Source organism: Tatumella sp. JGM91 (assembly GCF_018257575.1).
GTDB lineage: Bacteria > Pseudomonadota > Gammaproteobacteria > Enterobacterales > Enterobacteriaceae > Tatumella > Tatumella punctata.
The window spans coordinates 300193-316653 of record NZ_JAERJP010000001.1; the positions used below are offsets into that span (position 1 = coordinate 300193).

Here is a 16461-nt window from a genome sequence, read left to right on the forward strand (position 1 = left end):
TATTATCTATATGAATTTATTATGCTTTAATTAGCATTTAGAAATTTGCATTTCTCGGGGTGCGGGGGAACGGGATAACATCTCTTACATTTTGTACGCCGGTGACATAAGCGATCAATCGTTCAAAACCTAATCCGAAACCTGAATGTGGTACGGTGCCATAGCGACGAAGGTCACGGTACCACCAGTAATCCTCTTTGTTCAGGCCCATTTCAGCCAGGCGCTGGTCAAACACATCCAGACGCTCTTCACGCTGTGAACCGCCGATGATTTCACCAATACCCGGGGCCAGCACGTCCATGGCTGCGACAGTTTTTCCGTCGTCATTCAGTCGCATATAGAATGCTTTAATATCTTTCGGATAGTTTTTCACCACCACCGGGGCACAGAAGTGTTTTTCTGCCAGGAAGCGTTCATGTTCTGAGGACAGGTCAATTCCCCAGGAGACGGGGTTTTCGAATTTGTGACCACTCTGTAACAAAATATCTATCGCATCCGTATAGTCGACCTGGGCGAAATCGGTACTGATAAAGGTCTCCAGGCGCTGGATAGCTTCTTTATCAACACGTTCAGCGAAGAACGCCATATCGTCAGCACGCTCGGCCAGTACCGCTTTAAATGCGTATTTCAGCATTGCTTCGGCCAGTGCTGCCGCATCATCCAGTTCTGCAAAGGCAATTTCCGGCTCTATCATCCAGAACTCAGCCAGATGACGGCTGGTGTTAGAGTTCTCGGCACGGAAAGTCGGGCCAAAGGTATATATTTTGGACAGTGCACTGGCGTAGGTTTCGCCATTCAGCTGTCCGGAAACTGTCAGGAATGATTCCTTACCGAAGAAATCTTCACTGAAATCAACTTTACCCTGTTCGGTACGCGGCAGGTTTTCTAAATCCAGCGTCGAAACGCGGAATAATTCACCGGCACCTTCGGTGTCTGATGCAGTAATTAGCGGTGTCGACACCCAGAAATAGCCGTTTTCGTGGAAAAACCGATGAATAGCCTGAGCAAGGGTGTGACGGACACGGGCAACAGCACCAATCAGGTTAGTACGCGGGCGCAGGTGAGCAACTTCGCGCAGATATTCAATACTGTGACGTTTTGCTGCCATCGGGTAACTGTCCGGGTCATCAACCCAGCCAGCCACTTCAATGGCGGTGGCTGCAATTTCAAAAGCCTGGCCCTGGCCCGGCGACTCCACCACTTTACCGGTGACAATCACAGAGCAACCGGTGGTAAGGTGTAAGACTTCATCCTGATAATTATTAAGCGAATTATTAACAACAGCCTGAACAGGATTAAAGCAGGAACCGTCATAAATGGCGATAAAAGAAAGACCGGCTTTGGAATCTCTACGGGTACGAACCCAGCCGCGAACTGTGACTTCACTATCAACAGCAACACGGCCTTGCAGTACGTCCACTACAGGCACTACGCTCATAATTATCTCTCTATTCAATAATGTTTATAAATGCCCCGACAGGGGGTAGCAGATATGTTACTTGCGAGTTTTCAGGAAACAAGAAAAATTACGCGAAGCAGGATGATTTCACGGTAAAAGAGAGAGAATAGCTGCTCTCCGCAGCTATTCAACTGGCGCGCCTGACCGCAGGCAGGTCAAAAGCTTTTTGCAGGGCCCGGACAAATGACTGGTCGTGACAAATGGTTTTTCCGGGGCTGTCTGAAAGCTTGGCGACAGGTTTACCATTACAGCTGACCAGCTTAATCACAATATTCAGAGGTTCGGTTTCCGGAATATCACAGGTCAGGCGGGTTCCGACACCGAAAACAACCCGGATCTGGCTGTCAAAGTGACGATACAGATCCAGTGCTTTGTTCAGTGTCAGGCTATCGGAAAATACCAGGGTTTTGGTCTGCGGGTCGATACCCAGTTTGCGGTAGTGAGCAATAACTTTTTCACCCCATTCCCGCGGGTCTCCTGAATCGTGGCGCAGTCCCTGATAGTGGCTGGCAAAGTGACTATCAAAATCACGCAGGAAAACATCGGTGCTGATACAATCTGTCAGCGCAATCCCCAGCTGGTCCTGATATTCGTCCAGCCATACCTGTAAGGCAACCCGCTGACTGTTAGCCAAATCAGGACTGATTTGCTGGTGGGCCTGAAACCATTCGTGGGCCTGGGTGCCGACGGGGCTAATATCAAGGCGTCGTGCAAGATCATAATTACTGGTGCCAGCCAGCCAGCTGACATCCTGTTTCAGGGTTTCCACGACTGCCTGCTGTACCGGACGCGAGAAGCGGCGACGGGTGCCGAAATCCATCAGACGAAAACGGCTCAAATCGAGACCGGCAGAGGCGTGGTTAAATTCCGCCAGCTTTTGCTGCAAATAATCGACTGCCTGAGTCACACCGTGGTCAGGAGAGCGATCACGATGAACCAGTTCGCTAATCATCGCCAGTAACGGGACTTCCCACAAAATCACATCGACCCACAGGCCGCTGATAGTGATCACCAGCTTGCCCTGTTGATCGGTAACTGACACCTGTTGTGAATTAAAACGGAAGTTTCTGAGCCATCGCAGATAATCAGTGCTGAAAAACGGAAGGGTGCTCAGGTAGTTATACTCTTCGGGAGTTAATGCCAGCGATTGCATCAGCTGAATTTGCTGACGAATTTCCGCGGCATACCGGCCCGGGAGCTGTTCACCCCGGCAGCGGAATTCTGCGGTCACTGAGACATCACGATAACGATGATAAACCGCTTGCTGCATATGAAGCTTATAAGCATCAGTGTCCAGCAATGAAGTAAGTATCGGGGAAGCATGTCGTTTCATGGTGCGTATCTGCATCCTGTTCCGCGGCGCCCGGGGCTGGCCTGGTGAAAGTTAAGAATATTAAACAACAGTTGCAGTATAACCTGATCCCGGGAAAAGTGAATCAGATCACAACACACTTTATGCGGTCAGGTCGAGATTAAATTGTGCCAGATGTTAAAAAAATGTACATAATAAGTTCGCTTATACTTTCGTCTGGAAACCCATGCGTAAGAAGCATAAACTCGGGATTTAAGACTATTTTTCTAAGGCTGAGAAGGAATGATGACAGATCAACCGCAAATTAAGTATCGTCACGATTATCAGGCACCGGACTTCACTATCACTGATATTGATCTGAGTTTTGATCTTGATGAACAACAGACCAGAGTGGCTGCAGTGAGCCAGGTTAAACGTCTGAATGATCAGGCTGCGGCACTGGTTTTGCAGGGGGAATCATTAACCTTACATTCTATTGCTATCGACGGTGTTACATGGGAAGACTACCTTATTGAGGGCAATCTGCTGACCATAAACAACGTACCTGCACAGTTCAGTCTGCAAATAATTAATACCATTCATCCGGACCAGAATACCGCCCTTGAAGGCTTGTACAAATCCGGGGATGCACTCTGTACTCAGTGTGAAGCTGAAGGGTTCCACCATATTACCTGGTACACCGACCGCCCGGATGTACTGGCGCGTTTTACGACAACGATTACTGCCGACAAGAAAAAATACCCTTATTTACTGTCCAACGGTAACCGGGTTGACTCGGGAGAGGCTGAAAATGGCCGTCACTGGGTAAAATGGCAGGATCCGTTCCCGAAGCCCTGTTACCTGTTTGCGCTGGTGGCCGGTGAATTTGATGTCCTGCGTGACAGTTTTACCACCCGTTCAGGCCGTGAGGTTGCACTGGAAATTTTTGTCGACCAGGGAAATCTTGACCGTGCTGACTGGGCAATGACCTCACTGAAACAGAGTATGAAGTGGGATGAAGAACGTTTCGACCTGGAATACGATCTGGATATCTTCATGATTGTCGCGGTTGATTTCTTCAATATGGGGGCAATGGAAAACAAAGGGCTGAATGTTTTTAACTCTAAATATGTGCTCGCCAAAGCAGAAACCGCGACCGACAAAGATTATCTGGGTATTGAAGCCGTTATCGGACATGAATATTTCCATAACTGGACCGGTAACCGTGTCACTTGCCGTGACTGGTTCCAGTTAAGCCTTAAGGAAGGCCTGACCGTGTTCCGTGACCAGGAATTCAGTTCTGATTTAGGTTCCCGGCCGGTCAACCGCATTGATAACGTACGGGTTATGCGCGGGGCACAGTTTGCTGAAGATGCCAGTCCGATGGCACACCCGATCCGGCCCGAGCAGGTCATGGAAATGAATAATTTCTACACCCTGACCGTCTATGAAAAAGGCTCAGAAGTTATCCGTATGATGCATACCTTATTGGGCGAAGATAAATTCCAGCAGGGTATGAAACTCTATTTCCGTCGCCATGACGGCAGTGCTGCAACCTGTGATGATTTTGTACAGGCGATGGAAGATGCGTCCGGGGTTGATCTTACCCAGTTCCGCCGCTGGTACAGCCAGTCGGGGACTCCGGTACTGACGGTGCAGGATGAATATGATCCGCATACTGAGACTTATAAACTGCATGTGAAACAGCATACACCGGCCACTGCGGATCAGACTGAAAAACTGCCATTACATATCCCGCTGGATATCGAACTTTACGACGGACAAGGCGAGGTTATCCCGCTACAGTACCAGGGGCAACCGATAGCTTCGGTACTCAATGTGACTCAGGCTGAGCAAACTTTCGTGTTTGATAAAGTATACTTCCAGCCAGTGCCGTCTCTGCTGCGGGAGTTTTCGGCACCGGTCAAACTCGACTATCAGTGGAGCGATGCTCAGCTGACTTTCCTGATGCAGCATGCACGTAATGATTTTTCTCGCTGGGATGCGGCACAAAGTCTGCTGACCACCTATGTGAAGCTGAACGTATTACGTTTCAGCCAGAAACAGCCATTATCGCTGCCGAAACACGTTGCTGAAGCCTTCCGTACTCTGTTGCAGGATAACACCAGTGACCCGGCGCTGAGAGCCTTGATCCTCAGCCTGCCATCAGAAAATGAAATGGCAGAATGGTTCAGCGTTATCGATCCTCTGGCGATTTCTGCTGTCAGAACCTCAATGATCCGTACCCTGGCAAAAGAGCTGCACAATGAGCTGCTGGAAGCCTGGCAGCAGAACCAGTGTGGTGAGTATCGTGTGGTGCAGCAGGATATTGGAAAACGGGCCCTGAAAAATGTCTGTCTGAGTTATCTGGTGTTTGGTGATCCACTGGCCGCCGATGCTCTGGTTCGCCAGCAATACCTGCAGGCAAACAATATGACGGATGCGCTGGCAGCCTTAAGCGCAGCGGTATCTGCACAATTGCCTTGTGTCGATGAACTGTTGCAGCAATGGGATGAACGCTGGCATCAGGACGGGCTGGTCATGGATAAATGGTTTATGCTGCAAGCGACCAGCCCGGCGGCAGATGTGTTATCACGGGTTGAACAGTTGCTGACACACCGTTCCTTTACCATGAGTAACCCTAACCGGGTCCGCTCACTGATCGGTGCCTTTGCTTCGGCAAACCCGTCTGCGTTCCATGCTGCCGATGGCAGTGGTTATCGTTTTCTGACCCGTATGCTAACTGACCTGAATAAACGCAATCCGCAGATCGCGTCCCGTCTGATTGAACCGTTAATTCGCCTGAAACGTTATGACAGTCAGCGTCAGCAACTGATGCGTGAAGCATTAGAACAGCTGAAATCTCTGGACGATTTGTCGGGTGATTTATACGAAAAAATCACCCGCGCATTAGCGGCCTGATTACTGGTTAAAGACAGCACAGTGACGAAACCACCGGCAATGACCGGTGGTTTTTTTTGCATCTTAAATAATAAGTTTATTTGATACCCCTCAGGATCTGCGGGCAGTTTGCGGGTTAAATTTACTTTTGTCCGAAAGCTCTTTACCATTCCGGCGCAGAAAACGTTTCAGCCTGACCCCTAACCGCGACCAGTGTTTCCAGGAGAGTGCATGTTATATCCAATCATCCGCCCTGCATTATTTAAACTTGACCCCGAGCATGCTCATGAGCTGTCAATAAAACAGCTGAAATTACTTCAGGGAACCGCATTTGAGCGTCTGATCCATCAGTCTGTGCCTTCAAAGCCGGTAACTTGCATGGGTCTGCAGTTTGATAACCCGCTCGGCCTGGCGGCCGGATTAGATAAAAATGCCGAATGTATTGATGCATTTGGTGCAATGGGTTTCGGATTTGTTGAAGTCGGTACCGTCACGCCACGTCCCCAGCCAGGCAATGATAAGCCTCGTTTATTCCGGCTGGTGGAGGCCGAAGGAATTATTAACCGGATGGGGTTTAATAACCACGGGGTTGATCATCTGGTCGAAAATGTAAAAAAAGCAAAATTTCGCGGTATTATCGGGATCAATATCGGAAAAAATAAAGATACACCTGTTGAGCAGGGTAAAGATGATTACCTGACATGTATGGAAAAAACTTATGCCCATGCCGGTTATATTGCCATTAATATATCTTCACCGAATACTCCGGGCTTACGGACATTACAATACGGCGAAGCGTTAGATGATTTGCTGTCAGCAATAAAAGAGAAACAACAGGAATTACAACGCAGACATTTAAAATATGTGCCTGTCGCGGTAAAGATCGCGCCGGATCTTTCAGAAGAAGAATTGATCCAGGTTGCCGACAGTTTAGTCCGTCATAATATTGATGGTGTGATTGCGACGAATACCACCCTGGATCGGTCGCTGGTTGAAGGATTGAAATATGCAGGAGAAGCAGGCGGGCTTAGTGGCCGTCCTGTTCAGCTACGCAGTACCGAAATTATTCGTCGGCTGAGTAAAGAATTAAACGGGCGGTTACCTGTTATCGGGGTGGGCGGGATTGATTCTTTAATGGCAGCGAAGGAAAAACTCGCGGCAGGAGCTACGCTGGTTCAACTATATTCAGGATTTATTTATAAAGGTCCCGGACTTATCCGGGATATCCTGAGGGATATTTAAGCACAATAAGTTTATTATTTAGCCAGAGGGGTTTCTTTATTCCTCTGGCTCGTTTATATTTTATCCGGATTATACTCAGCAGGATCGGTTTAGTTATTCAGAACAGGCTGTGATTTATATTCAGGAAAGAGATTTCCACCGTAATGAGAGAGGCGGCTAGAGATGACATTAAAGCCCGATGATCGCTGGCAATGGTATTACGATGATGTCCGGGATCGTATGATGCTTGATTTAACCGAAGGGCTGCACTTCTGTTCCCGTTTTCCTAAAAAAATGCTGACGCCCGATGCATTTGAACCGCAGCGTTTTTGTGTTGATGATGCTGCCGGTTTTTTCAATTTCGATGAAAAATGTCGTGCTGTTAACTTTAGTCATCAGCAACGGGCTGAATTGGTGTTAAATGCGCTGGTAGCCAGCCGTTTTCTGAAACCACTGATGCCAAAAAGCTGGCATTTTGTTGCCTGTCATTCCGGCTGGCAACCGGAAGCAGGGCAACTGGCGGAAGCAATCCTCTCTGATACCGGTCAGCCGGCACGTTTGCTGGTGGTTGAAACGGGCAGCAATGCTGCACTGTGTGTTGTTGCCCAGAGTTCGCTGGAATTATCAGGAAAAAGGCTGTTACTGGGTGATGCCATTAAAATTATGTACGATCGGCTGCGTCCCGCGGACACCGCCGGCGAATTCTCCCTGGAACAGGCCGGTTAATCTCAGTCACTTTCCAGAACGACGGCACTGCGCGGTATACAGCTACAACTCAGTACTTTGTCACCGTTAACTCCTGAAGCATTCAGTGCGGTGACCTCTCCGCTGACCAGAGTCAGCCGGCAACATCCGCAGGCACCCGCACGACATGAATAGGGGATACTGAATCCCGCCGCTTCCAGTTGCTCCAGAAGGATCTGCTGGTTATTACCACGGAAGCTTTTTCCCTGATAGCGGATATCGATAATGGCATTATCCGTCTCTGGCCGGGCCACGGTTTGCTGACGTTGTGTCACTGTGTAGGGACGGGCGGGTTTTCTGGCCAGTACAGTAACATCATCGCCACAGCGGATGACGCCGCTGTTACGGGCGATCAAATTCAGGCCGAAATCGATATCACCACTGCTGTCTGCGGCCAGACGGAACATTTTCAGGGTTGTCATGGGTTCACCGGATGGGTGCTTAACTCCGCGTTCGGTACTGACCGTGGTGAAAATACAACGGCTGCAGGGTTTTGCCACATCGAACGTAATATCGCCGACCCGGATCACAGACCACTGATCTTCATCCCAGGCGCTTGCCCCCGCCACTACCAGATTCGGACGAAATTGTTCGAGACGGATCCCCGCCGGACAGCGATTCTGTAAATCATAAAAAGAAGACTGGTTGATCAACAGAAACGGGTAACCATCAGCAAAGCCGACCGGGATCTCCGGAAAACGCCTGACCCGGCGTGCAGGTTTAATACCGGTCCAGCGCAGTTGTACCGGATGAGGAAAAAACCGGCTCAGCCATTGGTTAATCACTTCGGGGGCGATACAGGAGGCAAAGTTGCTGCCCCAGACCTCGGCGGGTTCCACCTGCGGGCTGAAATCGTCAAATCTTACCAGCACCTGACTATTATCCGGCGCCTGGATAAACAGTCCTTCTGGCTGAACCAGCGGAGTAAATAGCACCATTTCCGGATACTGGCGGGCAGTAATAAACTTACCTTCAGTAGTGGTTACCATAAACATCCGGTCCCAGGAAAGTCCCTGTGGTTGTACCAGTGACTGGGAAACAGCGGTACCGCGCATCGATTTTACCGGGTGAATAAATAACCGCGACAGACTGATCATAATTTCTCCGTTCCGGGCTTCTTGCTAATAAAGACGCTAACTTTATGACATAGCGCTGTGATTCGCTATAATGCGCAGCAATTTCCAATTAAGTAGACCAAAAATATGAATTCTCTGTTTGCCAGTACAGGCCGTGGGCTGGAAGAACTTTTAAAAACTGAGCTTGAAGCGTTAGGCGCTCAGGATATACAGCTGGTGCCGGGCGGTGTTCATTATCAGGGCGATGATAAAATGCTGTACCAAAGCCTGATGTGGAGCCGGCTTGCTTCGCGGATCCTGCTGCCATTAGGAGAGTTTGGTCTGTGGAGTGATCTTGATTTATATGTCGGCGCACAGTCGATTCCCTGGACCGAATTATTCGACAGCCAGCATAGTTTTGCGGTGCACTTCAGCGGCACCAATGACATTATCCGTAACAGCCAGTTCGGTGCTATGCGGGTAAAAGATGCCATTGTCGACAGTTTCACCCGTAAGAATCTGCCAAGGCCGGACGTTAACCGTGACGCTCCTGATATCCGCATCAATGCATGGCTGAACAAAGACAAAGTCAGCATTTCTCTTGACCTGAGCGGAGATGCGTTACATCAGCGTAATTACCGTCAGCAGACCGGACAGGCACCATTAAAAGAAAATCTGGCGGCAGCCGTGGTACTACGATCAGGCTGGCGTCCGGGGACGCCGATGATCGACCCGATGTGTGGCTCAGGTACTCTGCTGATTGAGGCTGCCATGATCGCCGCCGATCGTGCCCCGGGGCTGGCTCGTCAGCATTGGGGATTCACGGCCTGGAAAGGACACAATGCCACCCTGTGGCAGGAAGTGACAGCTGATGCTAATCGCCGTGCCGGGCAGGCAATGCAGGGTAAAAAAGTGCGTTTTTATGGCTACGACAGCGATCCGATTGTTATTCAGCGGGCACAGGCCAATGCACGCAAAGCGGGCATGAGTGCGTTTATCAGTTTTAAACGCCAGGATGTCTCACAGCTGACGAATCCGCTGGCTGCCGAAGATCAGGGGACCCTGCTCAGTAACCCGCCTTATGGCGAACGTTTGGAAAGTGAACCGGCGCTGATTGCACTGCACAGCCAGCTGGGCAGGATTGTGAAACGTGAATTTCCCGGCTGGACATTATCGCTGTTCAGTGGCTCCCCGGAACTGCTGAGCTGTCTGCAACTGCGTGCTGAGCGTCAGTTTAAAGCGAAAAATGGTCCGCTGGATTGTGTGCAGAAAAATTACCAGCTGATGGCCGGATCCGGTGAAGCAGGGCGGGAAATCGCCGGGGATTATGCTAACCGTCTGCGGAAAAATGTGAAAAAGCTGGATAAATGGGCGAAACAGGAAGGTATTGACGGTTACCGGATCTATGATGCCGACTTACCGGAATACAATATTGCTGTAGACCGTTATGCCGACTGGGTGATAATTCAGGAATATGCACCACCAAAAACAGTGGATGCACAGAAAGCACGACAGCGCCTGTTTGATGTGATCAGTGCCACCCTGACCGTATTGGATCTTCCGGCAAACCGGTTGGTGCTGAAAACCCGTGAGCGCCAGAAAGGTAAAAACCAGTATCAGAAATTAGGCGATAAAGGCGAATTTTTCCCGGTAAAAGAATATAACGCCCGATTGCTGGTCAATCTGACCGACTACCTGGATACCGGATTATTTATTGACCACCGTATTGCCCGTAAGATGCTGGGCCAGATGAGTGAAGGGAAAGACTTTCTTAACCTGTTCGCATACACCGGCAGTGCCAGTGTTCATGCCGGACTGGGCGGAGCCCGCTCAACCACGACGGTTGATATGTCACGCACCTACCTGGAATGGGCAGAGCGGAATTTACAACTGAATGGGCTGGCCGGCCGGGCACACCGTCTGATCCAGGCTGACTGTCTGAGCTGGCTGAAAGAAGCGACAGAATCTTTCGACCTGATCTTTATCGATCCGCCGACATTCTCAAACTCAAAACGGATGGAAGACAGCTTTGATGTTCAGCGTGACCATCTTGATCTGCTGCGTGATCTGCAGCGATTACTGCGTCGTGGCGGAACGATTATGTTCTCGAACAATAAGCGCGGGTTTAAAATGGACTTTGACGGGCTGGCGGCTCTCGGACTACAGGCCAATGAAATTACGCAAAAAACCCTTTCTCAGGACTTTGCCAGAAATAAACACATTCATAATTGCTGGCTGATTACTGCCGCGGGTAAGGAATAATTTTTTATGTCATTAATCAGTATACACAATGCCTGGCTGTCATTCAGTGACGCGCCATTACTGGATAACACCGAACTGCACATTGAAGAGAATGAGCGGGTATGTCTGGTCGGACGTAACGGGGCCGGTAAGTCGACATTGATGAAAATCATTAACCAGGAAATTGCCCTGGACGATGGTCGCATTGTCTATGAGCAGGACCTGGTCGTTGCCCGGCTGCAGCAGGATCCGCCACGAAATATCACCGGCTCGGTGTATGACTTTGTCGCCGAAGGGGTCGCGGAACAGGCAAAATACCTGAAGGAATACCATGCGATTTCGCATCAGGTCATGCAGGATCCGAGTGACAAGAATCTTAACGAAATGGCGAGATTACAGACATTACTGGATCATCATAACCTGTGGCAGCTGGAAAGCCGTATTAATGACGTGCTGGAAAAGATTGGTCTGGATGCGGAAACTGAACTCTCTTCTCTGTCGGGCGGATGGTTACGTAAGGCGGCACTGGGGCGTGCACTGGTCAGTAACCCGAAAGTACTGCTACTTGATGAACCGACCAACCACCTGGATATTGAAACCATTGACTGGCTGGAAACATTCCTCAAGACCTTTACCGGCAGTATTATTTTCATTTCCCATGACCGTTCGTTTATTCGCAATATGGCAACGCGTATTGTTGACCTGGATCGCGGGAAACTGGTGTCATGGCCGGGTGACTATGACAATTTTGTGCTGGGTAAAGAAGAAGCTCTGCGGGTAGAAGAACAGCAAAACGCGGAGTTTGACCGTAAGCTGGCCCAGGAAGAAGTCTGGATCCGCCAGGGGATTAAGGCTCGCCGTACCCGTAATGAAGGCCGTGTCCGCGCTCTGAAAGCATTACGTCGCGAACGCTCTGAGCGTCGCGAAGTCATGGGCAAAGCAAATATGCAGGTTGAGGAAGCATCTCGTTCAGGGAAAATTGTCTTTGAACTGGAAAATGTTAATTACCAGGTGGACGGTAAAACACTGGTCGATAATTTTTCGGCACAGGTTCAGCGTGGTGACAAAATTGCACTGATTGGGGCTAATGGTTGTGGTAAAACCACAATGTTACGTCTGATGCTGGGTGATTTAGCCGCGGACAGCGGACGGGTACATAGCGGTACCAAGCTGGAAGTAGCCTATTTTGATCAGCACCGTGCTGAACTGGATCCTGATCGCACAGTTATGGATAACCTGGCAGAAGGCAAGCAGGAAGTGCTGGTTAACGGTAAACCGCGCCATGTCCTCGGTTACCTGCAGGACTTTTTGTTCCATCCTAAACGGGCGATGACCCCGGTCAGGGCTCTGTCAGGCGGAGAACGCAACCGGTTATTGCTGGCCAGATTATTCCTGAAACCAAGCAACCTGCTGATCCTCGATGAACCTACCAATGACCTGGACGTGGAAACACTGGAACTGCTGGAAGAACTGATTGATGGCTACCAGGGGACAGTATTACTGGTCAGCCACGATCGTCAGTTTGTCGATAATACTGTCACTGACTGCTGGATTTTTGAAGGTAACGGCGAAGTCGGCCGGTTTGTCGGGGGGTACCATGATGCACAGCAACAACGTGCCGCCTACAAACAGACCAAAAAACCGCAGAGTGTCAAGCCAGATGCACAGGCGAAATCACCCACTGAGACCAGAGCAAAAACCACTAAACCCGCTAAGCTTAGTTATAACCTGGCACGGGAACTGGATCTGTTACCACAGAAACTGGAAACTCTGGAAACAGAGATAGGTGAGTTGCAGGCAAAAATGGGGCATGCTGATTTTTTCAGCCAGCCCCATGACAAAACTCAGCCGGTAATCGATCAGCTCTCCGCAGCCGAACAGGCTCTGGAAGAGGCTTTTTCCCGCTGGGAATATCTTGAAAATCTCAGGAACGGAGAGTAATTCCCATGAACATAACCCGGTGTGAGCAACGTAATGATGCAGACACATGGGTTTTGTGTCCTCAGTGTGATATGGCATGCCGCTTACCGCCCCTCAGCATCGGGACGAAAGCGGTTTGCCCGCGCTGTCACACAACTCTGAATATGCACTGGCCGGATCCCGGCAGACGGCCTATCGCTTATGCGGTGTCGGCTCTGATTATGCTGATTCTGGCAAATATGTTCCCGTTTATCAGTATGCATGTTGCCGGCTTAAGCAGCGAAATCACCCTTACCCGTATTCCGGATATTATGGTGTCTGATAATTTTCGATCGCTGGCATTTCTGTTTTTATTGCTGGTACAAATTATTCCGGCCAGTTGTCTGGTGATGATTATTTTACTGGTTAATCACGTAAAAATACCCCGTTCTTTGCGGATCCTGCTGGCCCGGCTGTTTTTCCAGCTGCGCAGCTGGGGCATGGCTGAAATTTTTATGGCCGGGGTACTGGTCAGTTTTGTAAAACTGATGGCTTACGGAGATATCGGACTGGGGATCAGCTTCTGGCCGTGGTGTCTGTTTTGCATACTGCAATTACGCGCTTTCCAGAGTGTGGATAAACGCAGTTTATGGCGTCATATTCAGCCGCAACAACCGTTGTTTAAAACGCCACAGGCAGGTATCAGTGGTTTAGCTCAGGGGATGAGGTCATGTCCCTGTTGTACTGCTATTCTTCCCGCAGAGACGCGTATCTGCCCGCGTTGCTCAACGGCCGGAACGGCACGAAAAAAACAAAGTTTGCAATGGACACTGTCATTATTGCTGACTTCTGTAATGCTTTATATACCCGCCAATATTATGCCGATTATGGTGACCGATGCCCTGGGGTCGAAGATCACGTCGAATATTATGGCAGGGGTCGTGTTGTTATGGAGTGATGGATCTTACCCGGTCGCGATGGTTATTTTTATCGCCAGCATTATGGTACCGTCGCTCAAAATGCTGGCTATTGGCTGGTTAAGCTGGAACGCCAGCGGTAAGGGGCGGAGAGACAATCAAAAAATGCATCTGATTTATGAAGCCGTCGAATGCGTCGGACGCTGGTCTATGATTGATGTATTCGTGATCGCTATTTTGTCATCCCTGGTGCGAATGGGGGGGTTAATGAATATTTATCCGGCTCCCGGAGCACTGTTGTTTGCCAGCGTTGTTATTTTAACCATGTTTGCCGCACTGACATTTGATCCTCGTTTGTTGTGGGACCGTGAAACAAAGAACCGTATTGAGGAATCTGGTGTTGAAACAGAATAATCATGAAACAGCCCGTATAGAGAACATCAAAAGGTGGTCACCGGTATGGATTGTGCCGATTGTGACGATTCTGATTGGGGCATGGATACTTTTTTATCACTTTTCACATCAGGGACCGGAAGTTACCCTGATAACCAGTAATGCTGAAGGTATTGTCCCCGGCAAAACGACCATCAAAAGCCGCAGTGTCGATATTGGTCTTGTGCAAAGTGCTGAACTGAGTGATGACCTGCGGCATGTGGAAATTAAAGCGCGGCTGAATGCAGGAATGGAAAAAACCCTGCATCAGGATTCGGTATTCTGGACCGTTAAGCCGCAAATCGGCAGGGAAGGTATTACCGGACTGGGGACGCTGCTGTCCGGTTCTTACATTGAATTACAACCGGGAACAACAGGTGATAAACCGGACCATTATGCGTTACTTGACTCGCCTCCGTTAGCTCCGCCGGATGCTAAAGGGATCCGCGTGACTCTTGACAGTTCTAAAGCCGGACAGCTGAATCCCGGGGACCCGGTATTATTCCGTGGCTACCGGGTCGGCTCGGTGGAAACCAGTAAGTTCGATACGGAAAAACGTCTGATGAGTTATCAGTTATTTATTCAGGCACCTTATGACCGGCTGGTAACCACCAATGTCCGTTTCTGGAAAGACAGTGGTGTCTCCTTCGACATGTCAGCCTCAGGAATGCGTATCGAAATGGGATCACTGACGACCCTGTTCAGCGGCGGGGTCAGTTTTGAAGTCCCTGATGGTGCTCCTCTTGGTGAACCGGCAAAAAACAATGCTGATTATCATCTGTTTGATGATCAACATTCTTTACAGGAATCGATTTATACCCAGCACACCAACTTCGTGATGTTTTTTAATGAATCGATTCGCGGGCTGCAGCCTGGCGCGCCGGTGGAATTCCGGGGGATTCGTTTAGGTACCGTCGCTAAAGTACCTTATATAATGCCGGGCAGCCTGAATACTCTGAAAAATGATTACCGGATTCCGGTACTGATCCGTATCGAGCCCGGACGACTGGCGGCCAGTGTGGGAGATAAGTTTGATCTGCAACAGCACTTGCAGGATGCCCGTCAGCATGGCCTGAGAGGCAGCCTCAAGACGGCAAACCTGATTACCGGTGCACTGTATGTTGATTTAGATTTTTACAATAACGTACCGCCATTCACTGGCCCGGATAAGGTGGGTGATGTTGAAGTGATACCGACAATTGCCAGCGGGCTGAATCAGATGCAACAGAAGGTGATGACTATTCTCGACAAGGTTGAGAAGTTACCTCTGGCACCAATGCTGACTGAAGCTACCGGTACCCTGAAACAAAGTCAGAAGACCCTGAAAAATATGCAAACGGCTCTGGATAATCTGAATAAGATCACTTCCAGCCCGGCGATGAAAACATTGCCTGCCGATATGCAGCAAACCCTGCGTGATTTAAATCGCAGTCTGAAAGGGTTACAACCGGGATCGCCGGCATATAACAAGCTGGTGGGTGATATGCAACGACTTGACCAGGTATTGCAGGAGCTGCAACCGGTGCTGAAGACTCTGAACAATAAGAGTAATGCGCTGGTATTTGAAGCACAGCCTGGCAAAGATCCCCAGCCGAAGAGGGCGAAATAATGAAAAGAACATTCATCGCGGCTTGTGTACTGTTGCTCAGTGCCTGCAGCAGTGAGGCAGATAAGCATTATTATCAGCTGCCGGCACAGCCGGTACCTGTATCTGCTGTCTCTTCGCCGGGGCTGTCCTCTGCTGACTCCCCGAAAGTATTATGGGTAGAACCGGTCAGTGTCTCCGATTTTCTGTCAGGAACGGGTCTGGCCTATCAGACCAGTGATGTACAGTATGTGATTGCCACTAGTAACCTGTGGGCCAGCCCGCTGGATCAGCAATTACAACAGACGCTGGTCAGTAATCTGAGCCAGCTTATGCCTGGCTGGCTGGTGACCGGATCACTGGCCGGTAATAACTATGACACCTTATCGGTTTCGGTCACCGGTTTTCATGGCCGTTATGATGGTAAAGTTATTATTACCGGTTCATGGATCCTGCAACGTGGCCAGCAAACCCTGCGCCGGCCGTTTTCACTGGTATTGAAACAGTCACAGGATGGCTATGCGGCATTAGTCCGAACCCTGGCAGAAGGCTGGCAACAGGAAGCAGTGCAAATAGCCAGACAAATCAACCAGTAATATAATATTATCCCCTGAAAGCCTCCTGACGGAGGCTTTTTTTAGGTTCATCGCACCTTAGCGTGAATTAATAGAAAACGGCGGTAAAAGTGGTTAGTTTTGTATTCGCCAAAACACTAA

The 16461-nt window shown here is 49.6% G+C and carries 11 protein-coding genes; 8 read left to right on the top strand and 3 right to left on the bottom strand.

Annotated features, from left to right (window positions below; all coding sequences use genetic code 11):
- Positions 1-37: 37 nt before the first annotated feature.
- Both asnS and pncB read right to left on the bottom strand, forming a co-directional pair.
- On the bottom strand, positions 38-1438 hold the full coding sequence (asnS, locus tag JK198_RS01450; protein WP_212709924.1) for an asparagine--tRNA ligase: 1401 nt from the start codon (positions 1436-1438) through the stop codon (positions 38-40).
- A 148-nt stretch (positions 1439-1586) separates the two neighbouring features.
- Positions 1587-2792, bottom strand: a complete 1206-nt coding sequence (pncB, locus tag JK198_RS01455; protein ID WP_212706680.1) for a nicotinate phosphoribosyltransferase — start codon at positions 2790-2792, stop codon at positions 1587-1589.
- Between the two features lie 264 nt (positions 2793-3056).
- On the opposite strand from pncB, the gene pepN reads away from it, so the two are divergent.
- The 3 genes from pepN to JK198_RS01470 all read left to right on the top strand — a co-directional run bounded on the left by pepN (position 3057) and on the right by JK198_RS01470 (position 7598).
- On the top strand, positions 3057-5672 hold the full coding sequence (gene pepN, locus JK198_RS01460) for an aminopeptidase N (protein WP_212706793.1): 2616 nt from the start codon (positions 3057-3059) through the stop codon (positions 5670-5672).
- A gap of 210 nt (positions 5673-5882) precedes the next feature.
- A complete protein-coding gene (gene pyrD / locus JK198_RS01465) occupies positions 5883-6893 on the top strand; it encodes a quinone-dependent dihydroorotate dehydrogenase (RefSeq protein ID WP_212706679.1) in 1011 nt (336 codons plus the stop codon).
- A gap of 162 nt (positions 6894-7055) precedes the next feature.
- On the top strand, positions 7056-7598 hold the full coding sequence (locus JK198_RS01470; RefSeq protein WP_212706678.1) for a cell division protein ZapC: 543 nt from the start codon (positions 7056-7058) through the stop codon (positions 7596-7598).
- Positions 7599-7600: 2 nt separating this feature from the next.
- Here JK198_RS01470 and JK198_RS01475 read toward each other — a convergent pair whose 3' ends face one another.
- Complete coding sequence (locus tag JK198_RS01475; RefSeq protein ID WP_212706677.1) at positions 7601-8713, bottom strand: YcbX family protein; 1113 nt, start codon at positions 8711-8713, stop codon at positions 7601-7603.
- Positions 8714-8818: 105 nt separating this feature from the next.
- Between JK198_RS01475 and rlmKL the strand changes: the two genes are divergently transcribed.
- The 5 genes from rlmKL to pqiC are packed head-to-tail and all read left to right on the top strand — an operon-like array spanning position 8819 to position 16341.
- Positions 8819-10933 carry a bifunctional 23S rRNA (guanine(2069)-N(7))-methyltransferase RlmK/23S rRNA (guanine(2445)-N(2))-methyltransferase RlmL gene (gene rlmKL / locus JK198_RS01480; protein ID WP_212706676.1) on the top strand — a complete coding sequence of 705 codons (2115 nt, stop codon included), beginning with the start codon at positions 8819-8821 and terminating at the stop codon, positions 10931-10933.
- Between the two features lie 6 nt (positions 10934-10939).
- Positions 10940-12853: an ABC transporter ATP-binding protein gene (locus JK198_RS01485; RefSeq protein WP_212706675.1), complete on the top strand. Its 1914-nt coding sequence runs from the start codon at positions 10940-10942 to the stop codon at positions 12851-12853.
- Positions 12854-12858: 5 nt separating this feature from the next.
- A complete protein-coding gene (gene pqiA / locus JK198_RS01490) occupies positions 12859-14142 on the top strand; it encodes a membrane integrity-associated transporter subunit PqiA (protein ID WP_212706674.1) in 1284 nt (427 codons plus the stop codon).
- On the top strand, positions 14129-15769 hold the full coding sequence (gene pqiB / locus JK198_RS01495) for an intermembrane transport protein PqiB (protein ID WP_212706673.1): 1641 nt from the start codon (positions 14129-14131) through the stop codon (positions 15767-15769). Before pqiA ends, pqiB begins: the two co-directional genes overlap by 14 nt.
- On the top strand, positions 15769-16341 hold the full coding sequence (gene pqiC, locus JK198_RS01500) for a membrane integrity-associated transporter subunit PqiC (protein ID WP_212706672.1): 573 nt from the start codon (positions 15769-15771) through the stop codon (positions 16339-16341). The genes pqiB and pqiC overlap by 1 nt, the downstream gene beginning before the upstream one ends.
- Positions 16342-16461 lie beyond the last annotated feature (120 nt).